The organism is Streptomyces doebereineriae, assembly GCF_031845645.1.
Lineage (GTDB): Bacteria > Actinomycetota > Actinomycetes > Streptomycetales > Streptomycetaceae > Streptomyces > Streptomyces canus.
The window spans coordinates 145045-165965 of record NZ_JAVREZ010000002.1 but is presented as its reverse complement, the minus strand read 5'-3'; the positions used below and the strand labels follow the sequence as shown (position 1 = coordinate 165965).

The window sequence follows — 20921 nt, the reverse complement described above, 5'->3', positions numbered from 1 at the left end:
GATTCGAGCGGGCGGACGGCACGGTGGACGGTTCTGCCGAGGTATGGCGGACGGGTGATCCGGTAGCCGGATCCGCTGAGCGGCGGCGGTCGGGTGATTCGGTGACGGGTTCCGTGGAGCGGCGGCGGCGGTCGGGTGAGGTGCCGGTCGGTGCCATCGGGCTGCGGGCCGCCCCGGTGGGTGGTCTTACGGCTTCCTCGACGGCCGGCGCGGACATGGCTCCCGGGCTGCTGGACGGCGTACGGCAGTGGCTGGCCGAGAGCGGGGCCGAACCGACGCCCGCCCGTGTGGCGCAGGCGCTGCGGGAGCAGGGACGGGTGCTCGGGGACGCCGAAGTGCTGGGGGCCGCCGAACGGTTGCGGTCCGAGCTGGTCGGCAGCGGCCCCTTGGAGCCGTTGCTCGCCGACCCGTCGGTGACGGATGTCCTGGTGTCGGCGCCGGACCGGGTCTGGGTGGACCGGGGCGGCGGACTCGAACTGACCGCTGTCTCCTTCCCGGACGCGGCCGCCGTACGACGACTCGCGCAGCGGCTCGCCGCGGTGGCGGGGCGGCGCCTCGACGACGCGCGGCCCTGGGTGGACGCGCGGCTGCCGGACGGGACCCGGCTGCACGCGGTGCTTCCTCCGGTCGCCGTCGGCTGTGCCTGTCTGTCGCTGCGGGTCGTACGCCCTCGTGCGTTCACGCTGGACGAGCTGGTCGCGGCCGGCACGGTGCCGCCGGGCGGAGACCGGGTGCTGCGGGCGCTGCTCGACGCGCGGCTGTCCTTCCTCATCAGCGGCGGGACCGGCACCGGAAAGACGACGCTGCTGAGCGCGCTGCTGGGGCTCGTCGGGCCGGGCGAGCGGATCGTGCTCGCGGAGGATTCGGCGGAACTCAGGCCGGACCATCCGCACGTCGTACGGCTGGAGACGAGACCCGCCAACCAGGAGGGCGCAGGTTAGGACAAGGCTTTGTGCATGTCTCATGGGTGAACTGGGCTGCCAGGAGATGCCGTTAGATTCAAGGGGCAGTTGTTGTCTCTTGGGAGCGGTGTGGACTACTTCTTTGTGTCTCACGACAAGGTGCGGCGGTACGGCAAGGACTTGTTGCCGGGTGTCGATCTGGATCTTGAGGCGTACGTACGGCGTCGGGGTGCTTTGAAGGAGGGCACCCCGTTCTTCCTCGGGCCGGACATGCGGCCGATGGAGCCGCTGTGTTCGTTCTTCTTCGAGATGGCCAAGACCCTGAAGGCGAAGTCGCTGGCCGACTATACGTATGACGCCCTAGACGTGGTCGACTTCCTAGATGACCTGGAGTTTCCGACGGATTTGCTGTCGGTGACCGAGGAGGACCTGGTCGCCTACCGCGACGACCGGACCCAGTACCAGGACGAGCCGGTGTCGCCGGGCACCTGGCAGCGGCGCCGGGCCATGCTCAACAACTTCTACGACTGGGCCGTCGACGACGCGAAGCTGCTGGACAAGCGGCCGTACTACCGGCGCCGCAACGGCAAGGACGTGCTGGCCTGGGGTGCGACGACCGAGCTAGACGTGCGTCATCTGGCCTACGAGCAGTGGCGTTTCCTCAAGCAGGTGGGCCTGCGCGGGCTGCTGCCGGATGGCGGCCTGGACCGCTCGTTTCGCGGCCTGGCGCCGTTGAGGAACAGCGGGGCGGCGGAGTTGTCGGTGACGACGGGCATGCGGCTTCGGGAGTTCTCCTGCCTGCTGGACATAGAGGTGGGCCGGCCGCGGCGGGATGCCTCGCCCACCGACGTGAAGCTCCAGGCGATCGCGAAGTACGGGCTGCCCAGGGTGTCGACGATCCAGGATGCAACCCTGCGTGAGCTGGACTTTTACCGTCGCACCGAGCGGGCCGCGGTGGTGGCGGCGTCGGCCAGAACTCTGTGGAAGCACCGGGCGGAGCTGTTCGTCGTCGACGACGTGGACCTGAAGCAGATGAAGCTGCGAGGCCAACTGCACGGCAGACGCCGCACGTTCCGGGTCGAGGCGATGCCCGCCGAGCTCCGCCGGATCACCGTCATCGAGGGCGAGAAGGGCCTGGAGGCGATGGGCCTGTTCGTCGGCCGCGGTGGGCGGATGCTGTCCAAGCAGCGGTGGGAACAGGTCTTCGGTGACGCGCACGCCCGCACGCTGCGGACATGCGCCGACCTCGGCCTGAAGCTGGAGATGCCCGCCCGGCTTCGCATTCACGACCTGCGGCACACATTCGCGATCTACATGCTGCAGATGCTCACCCAGGCCGTGTTGGAGGACGAGATCGCGCGGGTGAAGGCCGGGGGCAACGCGGCCTACCTGGCTGATCACCTCTCGCGGAATCCGCTGCTGATCCTGCAGCGGCTGTTGGGACATCGCCAACCACGCTCGACGATGCGCTACTTGACCTATATCCGGAACTCGAATGCCCTGGTCACCAAGGCTATCGCCCAGTGGAACGACCAGGACAAGACCTACGCCGACTACGCGTCGATGCTCACGGGCGGGGAGGCGGCCTGATGGCACGGCGAGGACAGCGCAAGCCGCGGCAGCGGGTGGAGTCGGCGGCGCCGGTCCCGCAGCGGATGGATCACGTCGGGGTGCGCGAGCTGAGCTATGACAAGCGTGGCGAGGTCGTCCGGGTGATGGTTGACCCATCGCAGTTCCAGTGCAGCACGCTGGCCGCCCAGCTCGCGGATGAGTGGCTCATCCACACGCGGGCCGCCGGTCTGCTCAGTGGCGGCGAGGCGCACGCCGCGGCGGTCCGCCGGTTCTGCGAGTTCGTCGACGAGCGCCTGCCCGGGCAGGGCATCGATCCGAAGCTGCCCCGGCTGGACTCGGACCGCGTCGATCTGGTGGACCTCATCCATGACTGGGAGTCCTCCATGATCCAGGAGTTCGGGAGGGAGAAGTCGACCCCCTACTCCAGGGTCCGGCTGCTGCTGTTGCTGATCAATCGGCGCGCGAGCGCGGGGCTGCCGGTGCTGGAGAAACTCCGGCTGCGGGCGGAGGCGCCACCGGTGTTCAAGCGCGGCCGCAACAAGCCGCTGGACGAGTTCTCCAACGCTGAACGGCTCGCCCTGCGGGATGCGGCCCGGGGCGACATCAGGGCCCTGGAGGCCCGGCTCAAGCGCGGGGCTGACCTGCTGGAGGAGGGGCGAGATCCTCGCGACGGCGGCGACTGGCACAACATCGCGGATCTGGTCTGGGCGTCTCGCCATGGGGTGCTGACCGTGGATGAGCTGTTCGACAACCTGCCCAAGCACACGAAGTGGTGGCCCGAGCATCTGATCGCGCTGCTGCCGCCGGACCGCGGCCGCAACTCCTCGGGCCGCTCCGGCCTGGTCAATGCGATCGGCAGGCTGCTCTTCCCGAACGAGCTGGACGTGATGCCCTTCCGCGTCCTGCTTCTGCTGGAGATGCCCGACGCCACCCCGGAGGAGGTGCACGACTTGATGCTGGACGAGATCGAGTTCACGCCCGTCGGGGTGAGGGTGGTCCAGCGCAAGATGCGGGCCTGGCGGGTGAGGGCCGACTTCCACCCCGCCGCCGATGAGGAAGCGCCGCAGGAGGCCGAGGACGACAGCGTCGTGGTCAGCGAGCACACCTACACCGGGGACGGGGCCTGGGGAGTCGCGGGCCTGCTCAGGCGGCTGATGGCGGCGACGGCGCGTCTCCGGGAGGCGTTCGAGGTCGGGCCGCGGCTGTTCGTTTCGGCACAGATCAACCGGGAAGCCGGCGCCCTGGCTGCTGGACCGGCCACGTTCCAGCGCAACGGCCGCCGCTTCACCAGCTGGATCGCCGCCCACCGCGACGAGGCGGGCAAGCCGAATCTGGTGATCTCCCAGCCGCACGAGGTCCGGCGCCTGCGCAAGACCGCCAAGACCGTCCGGGCGGTCGCGCTGGGCGGCACGGTGACGGACCTGGCGGGCGATGACCACCACGTCGAGGTCTTCCGCACTCATTACGCGCACGGCACCACCGCCCACATCCTGGCGGGCCGTTCGATCAACCGGGCTCAGCAGTGGGTCTTCCATCGAACCTCGGCCAAGCCGGTGCTCGTCGATGCGGAGGCCGAGGCCCGCCTTCAGGAGCCGGAGATCGCCGAGGGCCTGGGCCTGAGCACGGAGACGGCCAAGGCGATGGTCGCGGGCGAGCTCGACATGGGCATCACCAACTGCCGCAACCCATACGACTCGCAGTTCACTCAGGCAGGCAACCTCTGCCATGTCGCTCCGGCGATGTGCTTCGTCTGCCCCAACGCGGTGATCTTCACCAGTCAGTTGCCGCGGGTGGTGCTGTTCGCCGACCACGTCGAGCGGATGCGGGCCGTGCTGGATCCGCCCAGGTGGCAGGCCGTCTGGGGACGCCAGCATGCGGCCCTGACCGAGGTGCTGACCGAGTGCGCCGACAGGATCCCCGCCGCCCGCCAGGAGATCGCGGACCAGGCCCTGACCCTGGATCTGCCGCTGGGACTGCGATCGGAGTTTGACCGATGACCACCCCCGCCCTGACCGCCGCCGCTAGCGCGGCCTCGGAGTACTTCGCCGACGACGAGCCGGTCTTCGGCACCAGCCACGAACTGATCGAAGGCCGCCGCGTCCCGCTGTTCGGGGAACGCAGGATCTGGCCAGCCGCCTGCATCCGGCGCCCCAGCAACCGGCCGGTGACCGAGCACACGATGATGTTCCCCTTGGAGGACACAGGCATAGACCTGACCAATCTGCGGCTGCGGGAGATGGTCTTCGCCCAGCTCAACCCCACCCACAAGGCCCTTCGCGACCGGTCGGTGTTCCTGCCCGCAGAACCTACGGAGATCAGCACGCTGCGGCAAACGATCTGGAACATCGTCGACGTCATCATCTGGGGCAAGGAACAGAACCTGCCCGATGACCTCGGCAGGTGGGATCCGCAGGACTGGCAGGACTTCCTCGACCACCAGTCGGCCGACGCCACCGCAGCGGGGCTGCGGCACTGCATCCACGCCATCCGCCGGATGCGCAAGGTCGCCGCCGTCCTGACCGGCATCACTCCCTTCGACGACCCCTGGAACGGCAAAGCGGCCACCCACATCGCCAACGAGACCGCGGAGAACGCCGAGGAACGAGGGGACGGTCTGGCCACCCCGTCGATCCCGCCGGCGACCTGGTGGCCATTGCTGAGGGCCGCTTGGACCTACATCCACCTCTTCGCCCCGGACCTGCTGGACCTGCGAGACCGCCTGGCCGAGGATGGGCCGCCGCAGCCCGAGCAGAAGAGCAAGGTGAACTTCCGCACTGGTGAGGAGATCGACGAGCTGATCGAGGAATGGCTGGCCCGGCCCGACAGCGTCGTCCCAGTCCATGCTCGGGATCGTCAGGGGTCGGCCCCGCTCCGCAAGGGCGAGCCCAATTGGTCGTCGCTGAGCCTGAGCATCACCGGGGGCACGAACCTGCACATGTTCGGAACCGGCAAACGCGCGCACGACCGCTACAGCGGGCGTCGCCGGGAGAAGGTGCTAACTGCCATCGCGAACGGCACGGTCGCCGTCGCCAGCACCGATACGGTCGGCCGACAGGCATACAAGCCCGGGTCCGTCTTCCGGCGGCCCGAAGAGATCGACCAGAAGCTGCGGCAGTGGCTGGCCGACCCGAACAACCTCGTCCCCGTCCGCGGCAAAGCCGACCGCAACGCACCTGCGGGAACGGTGGTCTTCGAGACCCTGCGGCGCGAGGTGCTCGGCGAGGACGACAGGAGCGACCTGAACGGCCGGTCCTCGAAGGCCAGCCAGCGGCGCCGGGAGTGGATCGAGGAGGCCGTCGCCCGCGGCCAGGTCGAGATCATCGACGGCAGCGGCTACCGGGCCCGCCGCCACCCCTGCCCCGGGTTCGCCGAGGTCACCCGGGCCAACGGAACCATGGGCCCTTGGCGGACTGGCATCACGCTGGAGGAACTGGACGCCGAACTGCGGATGGTCCGCGCGGCCTGCTACGTGTTCATCGTCGCCATGTCCGCGATGCGCGACAGCGAGATCCAGGAGATCGAACGCGACGCGATCGCCACCTTCTTCGGCTCGCCCGCAGTGACGTCCCGGAAGGTCAAGAACGACCCGGCCCGCTCCCACCAGCACTGGTGGATCATCGAACCGGTCGCCCTGGCCATCGCGGTCGCCGAACGCCTGTCCTGGCATCCCACCCACATCTTCGCCTCGATCACCCCACCCAAGACCGCGGCCGAGGGCAAGCGACGGCACGGGCGCCGTGGCATCAACGCGGCCTCTGATCTTGACTACTTCATCGAGCGGATCAACAGCACCTGCGGGGATCTGGGCCTGCAGGTGATTTCACCCGCGCACGTTAGGCCACACATGTTCCGCAAGACCATGTCGCTGATCGCCGGCCGTGAACCGGACGCGGAGATTGCGCTCGGGCTCCAGCTCAAGCACGCTGCCCGCCGGGCCGTCTCCAACCGGTCCACTCCGGCCTATGGGCAGATGGACGCCAGCTGGGCCACGGAGTTCGACCGGGAACTGGAGTTCGCGGCCGCCCGCAAGCTGGTGAGCCTGCTCAAGGACCGGCACCGAGGCGAGACGATCGCGGTCGGTCCCGGGGCGGCTCGCCTGCACGCTGGGCTGGATCGGGTCCTCACCACGATCGAGGCCGACCCGCAGCTTCGAGCCCAGCTCGCGGACGAGACCATGATGGCCACCCTGCTGCACTCGGAGTTTCCCGAACTGCACTGGGGCACTCTCAACCACTGCCTGTTCGACGCCCCGCAGGCCGAATGCCAGGAAGGACTCCCTGAAGCCCAGCGCGGGCAGGGGCCGCTGTTGGGGGCCTGCCAGCCAGCCAAGTGCCGCAACTCGACCATCACCCGCGCTCACGCGCCGATCTGGCTCGCCGAGGAGAAGGACCTGGTCACCACCCTCGGACAGAAGCGCCTGGCGCCTCCTCGCCGGGAGTCCCTGGAACTGCGACTGACGGACGTCCGGCTGATCACCCGGACCTTCAAGGAGAACGGAGGCGATCTCTGATGCCAGTGTCTGCCGCCACCGAGACGAAACTGCGGGAGGCCATGGCTCGGCTGCTGGCCGGCGAGCCCCTGCACACCGACGGGGCCCTGACCAAGGAGAACCTCGCCCGCGAGGCGAAGGTCAGCCACGCGACCGTCCACCGGGCCGAGGAGATCCTGGCCGAGTGGGACGCCAAGGTCGCCCGCCCGGTCCTCCGCACTCCCGGCGAAGTCCAGCGAGACGAGACGATCGCCAACCTCCGCAAGCAACTGCGGGAAGTGAAGAGCCAGGTCACCGAGACCCAGGGCAAGTTCGACGCCCTGGCCACGGTCACCGCGAACCTCTACGCGGAGAACCTCGCGCTGAAGAAGAAGCTCGGCAGCCGCCAGCGGCTGGCCGTCGTTCCGGCCCAGGACGGCTGATGTGGCAGCCGGGTCGAACAGTCGGCTGAGCACGCACATTCGTACGCGTGATGTTCGCCGACAACGTCCCCTTGGTCGCCGTTGCAACGGCGACCAGCTGTTCCACCAGCTAGGCGAACTTCAACGGCCGCTTCTGGGGATCCATACCAATGGCAGGGGGACGTCACTACTCTCCGAGGGGTGATCGTGCTCGACGCAAATCAGCTGCGAAATGTGCTCCCGGGAAAGCCGGCCTTGAGGCTGCTTGAAGCTGCAGCACAGCGGTCAGGGCACACGCTGTCCACGACAGATGTCGTCATCCGCGAAGTCGCCCGCCAGCGGCACGACGAGCTCACGGCTGCCATTGCCCAGCTTACGAAGGCCCAAAGGGACTTCAACAAGATCGCGCCGCCTGCGAAGAAGCTCGCAGGCGGCCCTTTCGACAAGCTCACCACAGGCTTCGTCGACGAAGAGGTGGAACGCTTCAAGGAGGCCCTTCACCAGGCGTTTCGCGTCTTAGAAACGATCCCCGAGGACGCCCTCGAAGCGCTCCTTCGTGAAGCGGACCACGCACCTCCATGCCTCAAGGGAGTGGAAGGCCGTGACGCCTCTATCTGGCTCACGACACTTCGGGCATCCCGCAGTCCAGAGGCGGCCCCAGACGGGAAGGTGTTGCCGACGATCCTCCTCTCCGAGGACGGGGCGTTCTGCGGAGCCGATGACCGGCTTGCACCCTCGCTTCTTCAGGACGTGCCGGAGGGCGCCGACGTGCTACTTCGGCGCACAGTGATTGCCGTCATGGACACACTCGGCTTCCAGACCCAATGGACCGACGTTTCCGCGATCACCGACAGCCCTGAGTTTCAAGAGGCTGTCGTCGCGGCCGTCGCCCTCGTTGGCGGCCCGATTCTGCTGGGGCAATTGGGCACAGAGACGATGACACCGCCGCGGCTAGAACGCTCCAGAGGCCAGCGATGTCAAGGAGAAGGCACGACTCTGACCAGCGTGAGTGGCGAGTGGACGTTCCAGGTGATCGTTGGGGAGCCAGCTCCGGATCCTGCGGAAACCCGGCCGCTTGGTTACACCGTCCGGGTCGACGGCGAAGCCCTCGTCACACAGGACGCCTCAGGCAGTTTCACTGACATCTCATTCTCGGCTCACGTGGTCAGGACGTCCCGACGCTGAACAATAACGGCGAGCCTAGAACGGCCCCAGCCACGCCAGTTGCACCTCTCCGGCCCTGTTCTCGTATAGCTACGGCGAACGGACATGTAGCGCAGGGTGAGGCGGGGCTGGAGCGGGCGCGAGGGTCGACGGCATAGCGATCGGCGGTGGCAGCCATTCAGCTTCGAGGTTCATTTATCGGACTTCCGGCGCGCCTGGTGACTCGCCAGGATGGTGCCGCAGTAAATACCGGATTTACTGCGGCAGAGCACCTACCGTGATCATCGCTACCTGCTCAACGGCACCAAGATCAGTCCGAAGACCGGCACTCCCGACCCTGAGTTGCATGGCGGATGGCCACCGCGCATGACCTGGGCCCCCGCCGAGAAGGCAACCTGCATCGCCGTCAACTCGGTCATCTTCCGCTCCAGCGGCCAGAAACTCACCACCTCCGGCACCTACATCGAGATGACCTCCCGCCTCCTCGAACCCATCCTCCTCGCCCTCGGCGTCCTCGCCATCCGCGGCCGCATCAAACGCTGACCGCGCCCCCGCAGCACAGGTAGGGCCCGAGGATCGCCTCAGATGAACAACCGTCCGGAGACGTTCGGTCGAACCGTCTCCGAGTCCTCGTTGCCTTACGTGCCCGACCACAGGCCACCCCCTGTGACCTGCCCTAAGCCCCTCGGACCCTAGATAATTGTGGAGTTGAAGGCGGTTAATGAGCACTTCCGCGGACTCCAACAGTCAGGGCGTACAGACAGCCAACGATCACCGCATGCGTCACTCCGTGGTCAAAATCTCCCAGTGCCCGCTCTCCTAACCGACCGCTCGGCCAAAGCTGCGACTGATGTCCGTGCCCCATGACAGGCTGTCGGGCGTGATCATGCAGCCCCCTCACGACGCGGCCGACTTCGCCTTTAGCCCGACCGACGCCCTGGACATACCCGTCGTCGTACGCGACTTCAGCTCGCTGCGGCGGCCCTCCGAAGCTCTGTGGAGGGGTGCCACCCAGCCGTGGCCGGGGGTGGCAGACATGCCTTCGTACGGGTCCTACCTGGCACCACGACCTGGCGGCAGGTTCTCCTCGCGGCCAAGGGCGTCGGGCGCGACCTGACCCCGTGGCTGCGCCGCACCCCCTGGCTCGCCGTCAACGAGCTCATCTCCCGTACCGCCCCCCTTCAGGCCTACCTCCAGCTCAAGGACGTGCCCGCACCCGCGCCCGCGGCCGGCCGCAGGCTCTTCGTGAACGCCCTGTACCAGTACGGCAGTGAGCGCAGCGCCCACTCCGCCTTCGGCTACCACTTGGGCATGACGATGGCGCACTGGCTCTGCGCCGGGATGGCCGGCCTGGGAAGCACCTGGCATCTCGAAGCCCGAGGTCCGGGCGGCCTGCCCGGCTTCACCGACCCGGCTGCCAAGCTGCCCGACCTGTGGGGCAACCACCACGCCGCCGGCCTGCCCTGGCTGATCGAGGCGAAGGCAGCCCGTGCACTCGGCGCCGGCGTGCTGAAGAACGGGAGAATCCAGCTGGACGGGGGCAGCGCCCTCATGCCCGGCATGGCACACCGGCAGGTCCTCTGCGGCACGTCGCTGCCCGGCAACAGGCCCGGCAAGTGGGAGCAGGACCACCTGTTCCTGGCCCTGCATACGGCCCACCCCCACGGCGGGCCGCAGACCGGCGCCTCCCCGGCCGGCAGTCCGCAAGGCGACGCGGAGGATTACGTCGCCGATGACCCCGAGGCCCTGATGGCCGTCACCCGGCAGCAGCTCCTGACGTACCAGGCCTTGGCCTTCGGGGCTGCGGAGCAGCGGCGCGTCGTCCCGATGCGCCGTGACCGTACGGATCGCGGGCGTCACCGCACCGGTTCCCTGACACTGCTGGAACACGACGAATCCACCACCGGCCTGCGCCGTCGGCTGCGCGCACAGCAGGTGGACACCGAGGCGAGCCTGGCGTCGCACACGGACGCCACTACGTTCATCGCCGCCCGCATCCCCGGCACCGGCATCCACCTCGGTCTCTCCCGCCGCCTCTACGCAGCGTGTGCGGCCCTGCACCTCCAGCAGACCGACATGCCCGACACCGTGGCCTTCGCCGACGGCCCCCGCCTGAACGACCCCAGCTTCGGACAGGACCAGGAGGACGACGAGGCCCGCGAGCAGTACGCGCGTTGGGCTCGCCAAGCCCACTACGAGCAGGAGCAGCGCTATCGGACGCGCGTTCGTGAGGCGGTCAGCACGGCCTTCCGGCTGGCTGAGGAACATCCGGAGGACAGCTCGCTCACGGGCCGACTTCTTCCCGTACGCGTGGACGACCCCGACAAGCCTCTGCTCCTCGAAGCCGCCACGGCAGAGAGTTACCTGGCTCTTGAGCCGACCGACCCCGTCCTCTCCACGGCGGGCCGCACCGCCTGAGCTTGTTCGTCGTCTACCAGGATCTGTCAGGCCCGCCGATGGCCTCTGAGGGCTGGGGGGCGTTTGCTGGTCTGGCCGACGTCGTAGCGAGTGGTGGGCAGTTGACTTCCAGGCCGGCCGCGCCCGCCGCAATAGCATGGGCTTTGACTACGTCCACTCCGCCGTCGACGACCACTCCCGCCTCGCCTGCAGCAAAATCGACAACCTTCAGGGGGTCCCCGTAGTAATCGCCGAAAAAACAACGGATATCCCTGCCCTGCGCGGATGCGCCGTGCCGGTGGCCCGATTGGTTGAGTAGGTGAGCAGGTATGACCGGCCTGGTGTCGGAGCGGCCGTGATGTGGCTGTTCACCTGACCGCGTCCCGCCCTGGCTTCTACGGTGTGGCGCACGGTGCCCACGAGGCGGTTGCGGTGGAGGTCGGATGGCGACCCGTGTTCGCGGATGACGAGCTTGAGCGGCTGCGGGGCTTCCCGGAGATCAACAAGGAAGAGCTGATCCGGTTCTTCACGCTGACCCCGGCGGATGTGGGGTTCATCGACCCGGGACGCGGCCGTAGTCCCAAGGACCGGATCGGGCTGGCCGTCCCGCTGTGCACGCTGCCCTGGCTCGGCTTCGTGCCGGAAAACGTCGCCTCGACCCGGCCGGCTACCGGCCGCTGCGCTCCCGTCGTAAGCGGCCCTGAGCGCCACGGGCCCGGTCTGGTCCGGTCACTGTGTGCAAGGGCGGGACAGGGCCGGGGTGTTGCTGCCATCGTGGTGGCGGACACGGACATTCAGCACGGTTGGGGGCAGCATGGGACGGAACGTCAGGTGGGCGGTGGCGGGGCTGGCGACGGCCGCGGCCTTCGCCGTGCCCGCATGGCTGTGCGGGGCCATCGTACTGCCACCCCTGCTGAAGGATCCCGCGATCCGCTGGTCGCTGGCCTCCGCGCTCGGCGCGGTTCTGGGCTCGCTGGCCGTCCTGTGGGGCCACAGCTTCGCCACCCGAGCCCCGGCGGCTGGAACCTCCGGCCGCTCGGTCCGGGCCACGGCCGAGCGTGCCGTCGCCATCGGCGGCGACAACCGGGCCCCCGTCTCCACCGGCGATGCCCCCGCCCCCGCCCCGCCCGCTGGCGGATCGCACCCTGACCCGCCACCGGCCCCGGACACCGTGTCCGCGTCCGGGAGCCGTGCGATCGCCATCGGTGGAACCAACTCCGGCCCGCTGTCCACCGGCGATCAGCCGGGCGGTGCCCACCCGTGAAGTGGCCGTTCCGCCGGGCCGCGATGCAACCGGAACCACCCGCCACCGGACCCGGCAAGCAGGTCGGGGCAAACGCCGAGCGGGCCGCGGCCATCGGGGGCGACAACTACGCCCCGGTACTGACCGGGGACCACGCGCGGGCAGTGTCCCTGCCGCCCGAGGCACTGCTGCCGCCTGCCCAGGTCGCGGCTCCGTCAGAGCTAGACAACCTGGCAGTGCGCCCGGGCCTGTTCGTCGGCCGCACCAGTGAACTGGACCGCCTCGACGCAGCCCTCGCCACCTCCGGCGGGGCCGTCGTCCAGGCCGTGCACGGCCTGGGCGGCATCGGCAAGAGCACCCTGGCCGCGCACTGGGCTGCCACTCGCCCCCACCGCCGCGCCCCCATACGGTGGATCACCGCCGACACACCCGCTGGCGTACAGCAGGGCCTGGCCGACCTGGCGTGCGCCCTGCAACCGGCCATGACCGGCGCCCTGCCCATCGAGGCGCTGGCGGAGTGGGCCTTGCAGTGGCTGGCCAGCCACACCGGCTGGCTGCTGATCCTGGACAACGTCAACGATCCCGCCGATATCGCCCCGCTCCTGGCTCGAACCTACGCGCAGGGACGCTTCCTGATCACCAGCCGCCTCGCCACCGTCTGGCACCACATCCCCACCGTGCGCCTGGACGTCCTGGATGAGGCTGAATCCCTTGACCTGCTCATCCGTATCGCCACCCACGCCGGCCCCCGGGACCTGGACGGCGCCGCCGAACTGTGCGCCGAACTGGGCCACCTCCCCCTGGCCATCGAACAGGCATCCGCTTACCTCGCGCAGAATCCGCTCACCACCCCGCGCGTCTATCTCACCCTGCTCGACCAGTACCCGGCGGCGATGTACGGCGACGGCGCCGTCGGCACCCCGGACGAGCGCACCATCGCCAAGATCTGGAACGTCACCCTGGACCGAATCACCGTTCTCCAGCCCCAAGCGGCCGACCTGCTGCGGCTGCTGGCCTGGTACGCACCCGACCAGATTCCCGCGACCCTCCTGGACGGCCACTTCGACCCGCCCGCACTGAACGCCGCACTCGGCCTCCTGACCGCCTACAGCATGATCACCCCCGACCCCGCCACCAACACCCTGACCGTCCACCGCCTCGTCCAGACCCTCGCCCGCACCCCCGACCCCGACGACCCCCACCGCACCCCCCACCTGGTCGACCACGCCCGCACCCACGCCACCACCCAACTGGACACCGCCCTGCCCGCCACCTGGGACAACCCCGCCACCTGGCCCACCTGGCGCACCCTGCTCCCTCACATCGACGCCCTCGCCGGGCACACACCCGCCGACACCGACACCGACACCACCGCAGACCTCCTCAACCGCACTGGGCTCTTCCTCGACAACCAGGGCCAGCTCACCCGCGCCATCAACCACCTCCGACGTGCCCTGGCCGACATGATGCGGGTGCTGGGCGAGGATCACCCCTCCACCCTGAGCTCCCGCAACAACCTCGCCTGCGCCTACCGGTCGGCGGGGGACCTGGCCCGGGCGATCCCGCTGTTCGAGCAGAATCTGGCCCACATGGTGCAGGTGCTGGGCGAGGATCACCCCGACACCCTGGGCTCCCGCAACAACCTCGCCTACGCCTACGAGTCGGCGGGGGACCTGGCCCGGGCCATCCCGCTGTACGAACGGACTCTGACCGACATGGTGCGGGTGCTGGGCGAGGACCACCCCGACACCCTGGGCTCCCGCAATGGCCTCGCCTACGCCTACGGATCGGCGGGGGACCTGGCACGGGCCATCCCGCTGCACGAGCAGACCCTGATCGACCGGACACGGGTGCTGGGCGAGGACCACCCCGACACCCTGAACTCCCGCAACAACCTCGCCTGGGCCTACAAGTCGGCGGGGGACCTGGCACGGGCCATCCCGCTGTACGAACGGACCCTGATCGACCGGACGCGGGTGCTGGGCGAGGACCACCCCGACACCCTGGGCTCCCGCAACAACCTCGCCTGGGCCTACAAGTCGGCGGGGGACCTGGCACGGGCCATCCCGCTGTACGAACGGACCCTGATCGACCGGACGCGGGTGCTGGGCGAGGACCACCCCGACACCCTGAACTCCCGCAACAACCTCGCCTGGGCCTACGAGTCGGCGGGGGACCTGGCCCGGGCCATCCCGCTGCACGAGCAGGCCCTGGCCGACATGGTGCGGGTGCTGGGCGAGGACCACCCCTCCACCCTGGCCTCCCGCAACAACCTCGCCGGCACCTACCAGTCGGCGGGGGACGTGGCCCGGGCCATCCCGCTGTTCAAGCAAAATCTGGCCCACATGGTGCAGGTGCTGGGCGAGGACCACCCCGACACCCTGGGCTCCCGCAATGGCCTCGCCGGCGCCTACGAGTCGGCGGGGGACCTGGCCCGGGCCATCCCGCTGCTCGAGCGGACCCTGATCGACCGGACGCGGGTGCTGGGCGAGGACCACCCCGACACCCTGGGCTCCCGCAACAACCTCGCCGGCGCCTACTGGTCGGCGGGGGACCTGGCCCGGGCCATCCCGCTGCTCGAACAGACCCTGCCCGACATAGTGCGCGTGCTCGGCAAGGACCACCCACTGACACGAACTGTCCGAAACAATCTCGCTCATGCCGTCGCCAAACGTGACAACGGCGAACCCGGGCAGCTCTGACCCGGTGTCACTAGTAGCGATATCCGTTGTTTTTTTGGCGGATGCTACGGGGACCCCGTCCTGTGGGGCGTCTCGCGTCGGCGGCGTCCGTGCTGGTCGTGGCGACTCGTCACCACAGCTCGGATGTTCCGGTGCCCAAATGACAGTGCGCGAGTTCTGCGTGATCAGCCACTAACGACGAATTTGGTGGTCGCAAACTTATGACCGACCCTCAGGAGAGCTGCACCCATCCACGATCGTGCTGGCGCACGTCGATCCCGCCAGCTTACCCAGAAAGGCCGATGTCATTGGCGTGAGCCTGTCGACCATCGCATATGCCCTGCTCGACCCGCATGGGCAGCGCTATGTCCGTGCTGTGGAGCGGTAAGCGGAACGCTTCTGAGGCCACTGGAGTGCCAGGCAAACGAGATCAGCCCCGGTGGCGCGGGTTTCCTGTCGAGGCGCTGAGTTCACGGAGGGCTTGGCGCAGTGCCAGCCCGCGCTCAGGGTCGTCGTCGAAAGTCACTACGGCCTCGTACAAGTCCCAAAGTGCCTCGGGATGGCGGTTGACCAACCCAGTGAGAATGCTGATGACATCCATGCGGGCGGAATTGTGACGTGCCAGTGCGCTCGTGGTTCGGGGGCCCAAAGCAGCGACCACCGTGTGTCGTTCGTGTGGATCCATCATCAGCGGAAATTCGAGGAGGACTTCCACGGCTCTCAGCAGTGGCGAGAGGGGGCGTCCTCGAGTGGATGGTTCTGCCGGAGGAAGCACTACGGTGCGTTCGGGGCTTTGCAGCCGGATCTCAGGCCGCTGCTGCGTATGGCCCGCTTTCCTGAGGTCTGTGAATCGCGCCCGTACGGCAGTGAACAGTTCCTCCGGATCAGGCAACCCGGGCAGCACGTCTGCACGTTCAGCCAGCAGGTCAAGCACGACGTCGGAGAAAAGCCCGGAGGCCCGCTCGGACAGATTGGCTGCGACTTGGCCGTCGCCAGCGGCGCGAAGCAGGGTCTGGCGGTGAGTCTGGGTCCGCTTCCCGATGGGTAGGGCTTCGGGCGGCAGCGGTTCCCTGAACCCGAGGTCGTCCTCGAAATTCCCGGCGGTGTCTACGATCCACAGTTGGTCGGTGAGTTCTGGGACGGCGTCACTCGCGTACCGGTTGAGAGCAGAATCCAGATCGAGCGTCACTTTGTCGGCGGCCGTTGCGTCGGCGCAAAACAGCCGCCGGTGGCCGGAACGGTCGATGACACCGTGACCACCCCACCACACCCAGAGTACGTCACCCGTAACCCGTGGTAGTTCGCGGACAAGTGCGCGACGCAGGGTCGCGTAGTCAGCGGGTTCGTGGTGCACGTCAGGGACATAGGACGGCAATGGGGCAAGATGAAGTCGCAGTTGCTCGTCTGGCACGCCGGCGGCTCGCAGCAATTGGTAGAATCTGACCGCGTCCCGGGCGGGCCCGGGTAGGTCCCAGGAGGGCGCGACGCCGTAGCGCTCAATGCCGACGATCAGGGCATGCACGCGGTGCGTTGCAACGGACCTCCTGGCAGAGGCGTCGGTGAAAGTGGCCCGCTGGTCTTCGATCGCGGCAAACTGTCCCGCACGCGGAGTTCTCATTCGCCCTCCCGCCCCGTCCATAGGCTCCTTCTCAGACGGCAGCTCAGCGAGCGGCTCGCCGCCTCGCGGCAGGGCCAGCGTTCCTGAACGGTCGGCGATGATTGCCGGGAAGTCCGGCGTACGGCCGAGACGTGGCGTGATGAAGTCGCTGACTGCGTCAACCGTCTGCTGTGCGGAGCCAGCCCTGACCACCGTGCGGAGCACGCTGCGAACCTCCGGCGCGAAGGCGAATACGTCCTGCCCCTCGAGCGGGTCGTCTACATGCATGAGACCGCTCACCATCACCTCTGCCAGGCAGACGGGGCTGCTTTCGGGGAGGGCAGCGGCCTGGACCAGCCGCATCACGGGAAGCGTCAGCGGATCGACGGCAGCCAGATGGCCGGCTAGCTCGTAGGCCTGCGGCGAGGCCATCGCGCGGAAAGCCTGCACACGCTCGGCGGAGTTCTCCGGCTCACCGTTGACATCGTCCTGGAAGGCCAAGGCGTCAGGCGGACATTCCGCGTCGATGACGCGCAGAGCGGCCACGCCACCTGGCGACGTCATCAGTCCGGCCCAGGTGCGCAAGCTCGGCTCGTTCAGTTCAAGCACGGGTACGGGGAGGCGGGGCCGTGAGCTGAACGAGGCGGGGAGCCAAGGGGCGTGGGCGGTGAGCAGGGTGCTGGGTGGTGCCGGGCTGGTCGTACGAACGATCATGGGCTCGGCTACCAGCCCTGTGCTACTCCATAGCCGGGTCGGGAACAGGTGGACTACGGCGGTCGGCGCCCTGCGGGCCATCACGGCCAACTGCCTATGGGCGGTTCCGGTGTACCAGTGGTCGGCGACCCCGTCTGTCAGTACCAGCACGGCTGTTCGGTCACTGGTGAAGAGTGGTGATGCGGCGAGCGGGCGCACATGCACGGAGCGGAAGATGCCCGAGACCGTAAGGATCTCGGCGAGTTCGCTGATGGTGTCGCGCCAAACCCGCATGGACGGTCCGTCGTCGACGACAAGCACGAGGCGAAGCCAGCGGTCCGCGGCCGGACGCAGCACAGCGTCGAGGACGCCGCTGTCAGCGATAGCCTCAGCGGTGCCATTCTCGTCCAGCTCGTGCCGGTGCGTGGATGGCACCCTTCGCTTCAGCGCGCGCAGGCCTCGAACAATTCCCCGTGGGTGATGCAGGCCGCGAACTCCGGGAATGCGGATCGGTGCGCCAGCGGCCCCGCCGCTCCGGGCCCTATTGAGTACGTAGACAGGGCGTCGGCTCTCCCGGGGCACGGACTGGGCCACATCCCGTTCCGAGCGCTCTGGCTGTCGGGCGGCGGCGGACGCGGACTGGGGTAGGCGCACGGTATCCGGCTCTGGGATGACAGCAGCGTCCGCAGGGTGCTGTGGTTCGGACAGGGCGAGCCACAGGACGTCACTGAGCTCCCGGGGAGAGAGTTCTATGCCGGCGCCACGCAGACAGTCATGCAAGCGTGTAATCAGGGGCTTGTCCGGCTCACCGGCCTCCGCCATGGCTGAGCTCACGCAGCACCGCCTCCCTGAGGTGCTCCGCCTCGGGCTGAACGCCCTGCTGCAGCAAATGGACGGCGTGGAGCAACTGGTCGGTGGCGAGGCCGCCCAGGCTGCGCCGCTGGGTAAACGACCGGATCAGCTCCTGCACCCGCGGCCACAGTGTCTCCAGCTGCTGCAGGTCCTCGGCGAAGTGCGCCCGAACGATGCCTTCCAACTGGTCAGGGCCCGGTTCTGGCAGTTCCAGCCGGATACAGCGGCGCAGAAAGGCCGCCGGGAACTCCCGTTCGCCGTTGCTCGTGATCACGACGAAGGGGAAGTCTTCGCACCGGATGGTGCCGTGCCGCACCCGCACTTTCTCCTGCGAGCCCTGCACATGGACGGCAACCTCAGCTTGCCCTTCGGACAGGCGCGCCAGTTCAGGGACGGTGAACTCGCCTTCCTCCAGCACAAACAGAAGGTCGTTGGGCAGGTCCAGGTCGCTCTTGTCGAGCTCGTCGATCAGCAACAGGCGTGGTCGTCCCTCGTGCAGTGTCGCCAGCGCGGTGCCCAGGGGCCCCAGACGCATGAAGCTGCCGATGTCGTTGGTGCCGCGCTCCTCCGCCCGCAGGCGGCCGATGGCGTCATAACGGTACAGCGCGTCAGTGAGCGTGGCGCGGGTGTTGACCGGCCAGACCAGGACCGGCCCGAGGCCGAGTTCCGCCGCCACGGCGTGGGCGAGCGACGACTTGCCGGTGCCGGGAGCGCCGGTAACCAACAGAGGGCGACGTAGACGCAGGGCGGCGTTGACCACCTCCACCTGCTTCTCACCGATCAGATACGGCCGCTGCGCGGCCTCGCCGTCCAGCCGCGGCCGTCGCCACGGCGGGGGCTCGGGGAGCAGTACGGAATCATCGTATGTGCCGCCGTCACCGCGGAAGAGCCGTTCCTGAGGGCGCTCGATGTTCACACGGAGCCTCCTTCCATCCTCGTCGGGTTGGTCAGCCGTTGTCGGGGCGGCGCCCAGCTAGGGTCTTCCCACAACAAGGCCAGGTGAGCACCCATGTGCGCGTTGTCATATAGCGCTTCGGCGCGCTGCCGTCTGACCACTTCGCGTAGGTTGCGCGGCCAGTCGTCGGGGACAACCGCCCGCAACGCCTCGGTCAAGCCCTGACTGTTGCCGCTGCGATGCCACAGGACCACGGGCACCCCAAGCCAGCGGCACAGAGCCAACGCGCTGTCGTGCTGGTCGGGCGGACAGGAGGCGATGACGCAGGCGATGTCCCCGCGGCTGGTCAGGATGCTGTTCGCCGCCTGCTGGTCGGTCAGCACATAGGGGGACGCCTGGGAGCTCCGGCCATGCTCCCAGCGCGCTTTCCAGGCACCAGAACGCCGCACGCTTTGTCCACGTACGACCACGACCCGGTCCAACCCGACGGGCCGCGTCCCCAGCGGTCCGGCGTGGGTGGGCAGCTGGTCGACTGCCAGTCCGAAGAAGCCTTCTTGCAGCAGAAACTCCACGCCAGCCGACTCCTCGTATTGGTCGAGGTCGTCTACGGCCTCGGACAGGTCGGCGCACAGGTCCGCCCGGGTGCGCGGGGTGTCTCCCCCGGTCCACGTGCTTACCTGGTGTCCGTGCGCGTCGTAGAGGCGGACCACGTACTGGAGGGCCTCCGCGCTGGGCTCCGTCGCCCACAGCCACACCCGCAGTACCGGCTGCGAAGTTCGGGCAGTCGCACGGGACTTGGCAGACCAGCGGCACTGCTGCATAGCCTCAGGGCTGACGCCCAAGCGGTCGGACGCGCGTTGCGACCATTCCCGCAGGGCGTCGCCGTTCTCCTGCCGCGCTGCGGCGACTTCCTCAATTACCTGGATCACGGGCGGCACAACACCAGGTTCACTTGTGCGGTCCTCCAGGTCCTCGATCAGCGTTCCAACATGCACGTCGGCTACGGGCAGCGTGAAGTGGGGGACGGCTCTGCGGGCTGCCGCCCGCACCTCCAAATGCGCGGCCGGACCCAGTAACGCGATGAGATCCTCGTATTCGTCCGGGGTGAGGATGCGCACGGGCCCCAGCCTCGCCGCGACGTCCCTGACTTGTTGTGCCACCACCCCGTGTGCCGTGAGCGTGCTGAGCAGAGTCGGCATGCCCCGCGTGTGACACAAGGCTGCATCGACGAGGTCCGCACAAGTGGGCGGGAACCAAGGGAGGTTGAGAACGCGGCCAAGCCGTTCAGCGCATCGCTGAAGGTTCCGTTCCGAGAGAACATCGAGGGCGGCGATCAGCTCGCCGCGTCGGACTCGCATCCGAGGGTCGGACATCTCAGCGGCCAGGGTGGGGAGCACGCCGGCAGCGGCGAGCAGCTTCATCATCTCGGAAGCCCTGATGGCGTACGAGCGGAGGTTATCGGGTTCAGTGGACACCACCAGGCCCGTTACACAGCCGCGTTCACGATCCCACAATGGTGCGCCGCTGTGGCCGGGCAGAATCTTCAGCGGGGCGTACCCAGGATCCAGTATGTACCAAGGCCCCATGCTGACCTGGACGTAGACGTCCACGAGCGAGCGTGGGGCTCCGTGGGCGTACCAGGTCGACAACCGGCGGCCGGACGTCTCCCGCACCGGCACCGGAGTGACGTCCGATGCCCCCATGCTGACCTTCAGCAGGGCGAGATCGCCGTCCCACCACTGTTCGCCTTCCAGCTTCGGCGCCAGCCAGCTGGCCAGCTCTACAGCGTGGCGCTCACTGCCTTGGCTCGGAAAGGAAACGACGACCTCAAGCATGTCCTGCGAAGTCGGCTCGGTGGCGGCCAGCTTAGGCCGCCCGAGAGCAGCATTGATCACATGGGCACAGGTCAGCAGGAACCCGTCCGCGACGACCACACCCGCACCCAGTCCCTCGCCGATCGCACCACGAGTGTGCAAGGTGGCCCACGCCTTGCGGATACGGGCGTCTGGGTCGTCGTCGGCTTGCCAGCGCACGA

Annotated in this window: 12 protein-coding genes and 2 pseudogenes; 11 read left to right on the top strand and 3 right to left on the bottom strand. The window is 68.3% G+C overall.

All coding sequences use genetic code 11. From position 1 onward, the window contains the following. Nucleotides 1-215: 215 nt before the first annotated feature. The 11 genes and pseudogenes from RNB18_RS06265 to RNB18_RS06220 all read left to right on the top strand — a co-directional run. Nucleotides 216-938, top strand: a pseudogene (locus RNB18_RS06265) (CpaF family protein); the annotation flags it as partial. Nucleotides 939-1031: 93 nt separating this feature from the next. Next, nucleotides 1032-2492 carry a recombinase XerD gene (locus RNB18_RS06260; RefSeq protein ID WP_311713150.1) on the top strand — a complete coding sequence of 487 codons (1461 nt, stop codon included), beginning with the start codon at nucleotides 1032-1034 and terminating at the stop codon, nucleotides 2490-2492. After that, on the top strand, nucleotides 2492-4471 hold the full coding sequence (locus RNB18_RS06255; protein ID WP_311713149.1) for a hypothetical protein: 1980 nt from the start codon (nucleotides 2492-2494) through the stop codon (nucleotides 4469-4471). The genes RNB18_RS06260 and RNB18_RS06255 overlap by 1 nt, the downstream gene beginning before the upstream one ends. Next, a complete protein-coding gene (locus RNB18_RS06250; RefSeq protein WP_311713148.1) occupies nucleotides 4468-6984 on the top strand; it encodes a hypothetical protein in 2517 nt (838 codons plus the stop codon). The genes RNB18_RS06255 and RNB18_RS06250 overlap by 4 nt, the downstream gene beginning before the upstream one ends. Next, nucleotides 6984-7385 (top strand): hypothetical protein, encoded by a 402-nt coding sequence (locus RNB18_RS06245; protein ID WP_311713147.1) that lies wholly within the window; start codon nucleotides 6984-6986, stop codon nucleotides 7383-7385. Before RNB18_RS06250 ends, RNB18_RS06245 begins: the two co-directional genes overlap by 1 nt. Nucleotides 7386-7565: 180 nt before the next feature. Then, nucleotides 7566-8549, top strand: coding sequence for a PIN domain-containing protein (locus RNB18_RS06240; RefSeq protein WP_311713146.1), 984 nt, complete (start codon nucleotides 7566-7568; stop codon nucleotides 8547-8549). A gap of 345 nt (nucleotides 8550-8894) precedes the next feature. After that, nucleotides 8895-9071 (top strand): hypothetical protein, encoded by a 177-nt coding sequence (locus RNB18_RS06235; RefSeq protein WP_311713145.1) that lies wholly within the window; start codon nucleotides 8895-8897, stop codon nucleotides 9069-9071. A 474-nt stretch (nucleotides 9072-9545) separates the two neighbouring features. Further along, complete coding sequence (locus tag RNB18_RS06230; protein ID WP_311713144.1) at nucleotides 9546-10946, top strand: gamma-glutamyltransferase; 1401 nt, start codon at nucleotides 9546-9548, stop codon at nucleotides 10944-10946. A gap of 339 nt (nucleotides 10947-11285) precedes the next feature. Beyond that, nucleotides 11286-11567: pseudogene (locus RNB18_RS53625) on the top strand (DUF4158 domain-containing protein); the annotation flags it as partial. A gap of 172 nt (nucleotides 11568-11739) precedes the next feature. Continuing rightward, complete coding sequence (locus RNB18_RS06225; protein WP_311713143.1) at nucleotides 11740-12189, top strand: hypothetical protein; 450 nt, start codon at nucleotides 11740-11742, stop codon at nucleotides 12187-12189. Beyond that, nucleotides 12186-14870: a tetratricopeptide repeat protein gene (locus RNB18_RS06220; RefSeq protein ID WP_311713142.1), complete on the top strand. Its 2685-nt coding sequence runs from the start codon at nucleotides 12186-12188 to the stop codon at nucleotides 14868-14870. The genes RNB18_RS06225 and RNB18_RS06220 overlap by 4 nt, the downstream gene beginning before the upstream one ends. 409 nt (nucleotides 14871-15279) lie before the next feature. On the opposite strand, the gene RNB18_RS06215 is transcribed toward RNB18_RS06220, so the two are convergent. The 3 genes from RNB18_RS06215 to RNB18_RS06205 are packed head-to-tail and all read right to left on the bottom strand — an operon-like array spanning nucleotide 15280 to nucleotide 20919. Then, entirely contained in the window at nucleotides 15280-17961 is a 2682-nt protein-coding gene (locus RNB18_RS06215; protein ID WP_311713670.1) for an SAV_2336 N-terminal domain-related protein, read from the bottom strand. Continuing rightward, the gene (locus RNB18_RS06210) at nucleotides 17945-18907 is read right to left on the bottom strand and encodes an AAA family ATPase (protein ID WP_311713141.1); all 963 of its coding nucleotides are present in this window, start codon (nucleotides 18905-18907) and stop codon (nucleotides 17945-17947) included. The genes RNB18_RS06215 and RNB18_RS06210 overlap by 17 nt, the downstream gene beginning before the upstream one ends. Next, entirely contained in the window at nucleotides 18904-20919 is a 2016-nt protein-coding gene (locus RNB18_RS06205) for a VMAP-C domain-containing protein (protein ID WP_311713140.1), read from the bottom strand. Before RNB18_RS06205 ends, RNB18_RS06210 begins: the two co-directional genes overlap by 4 nt. Nucleotides 20920-20921: the final 2 nt, after the last annotated feature.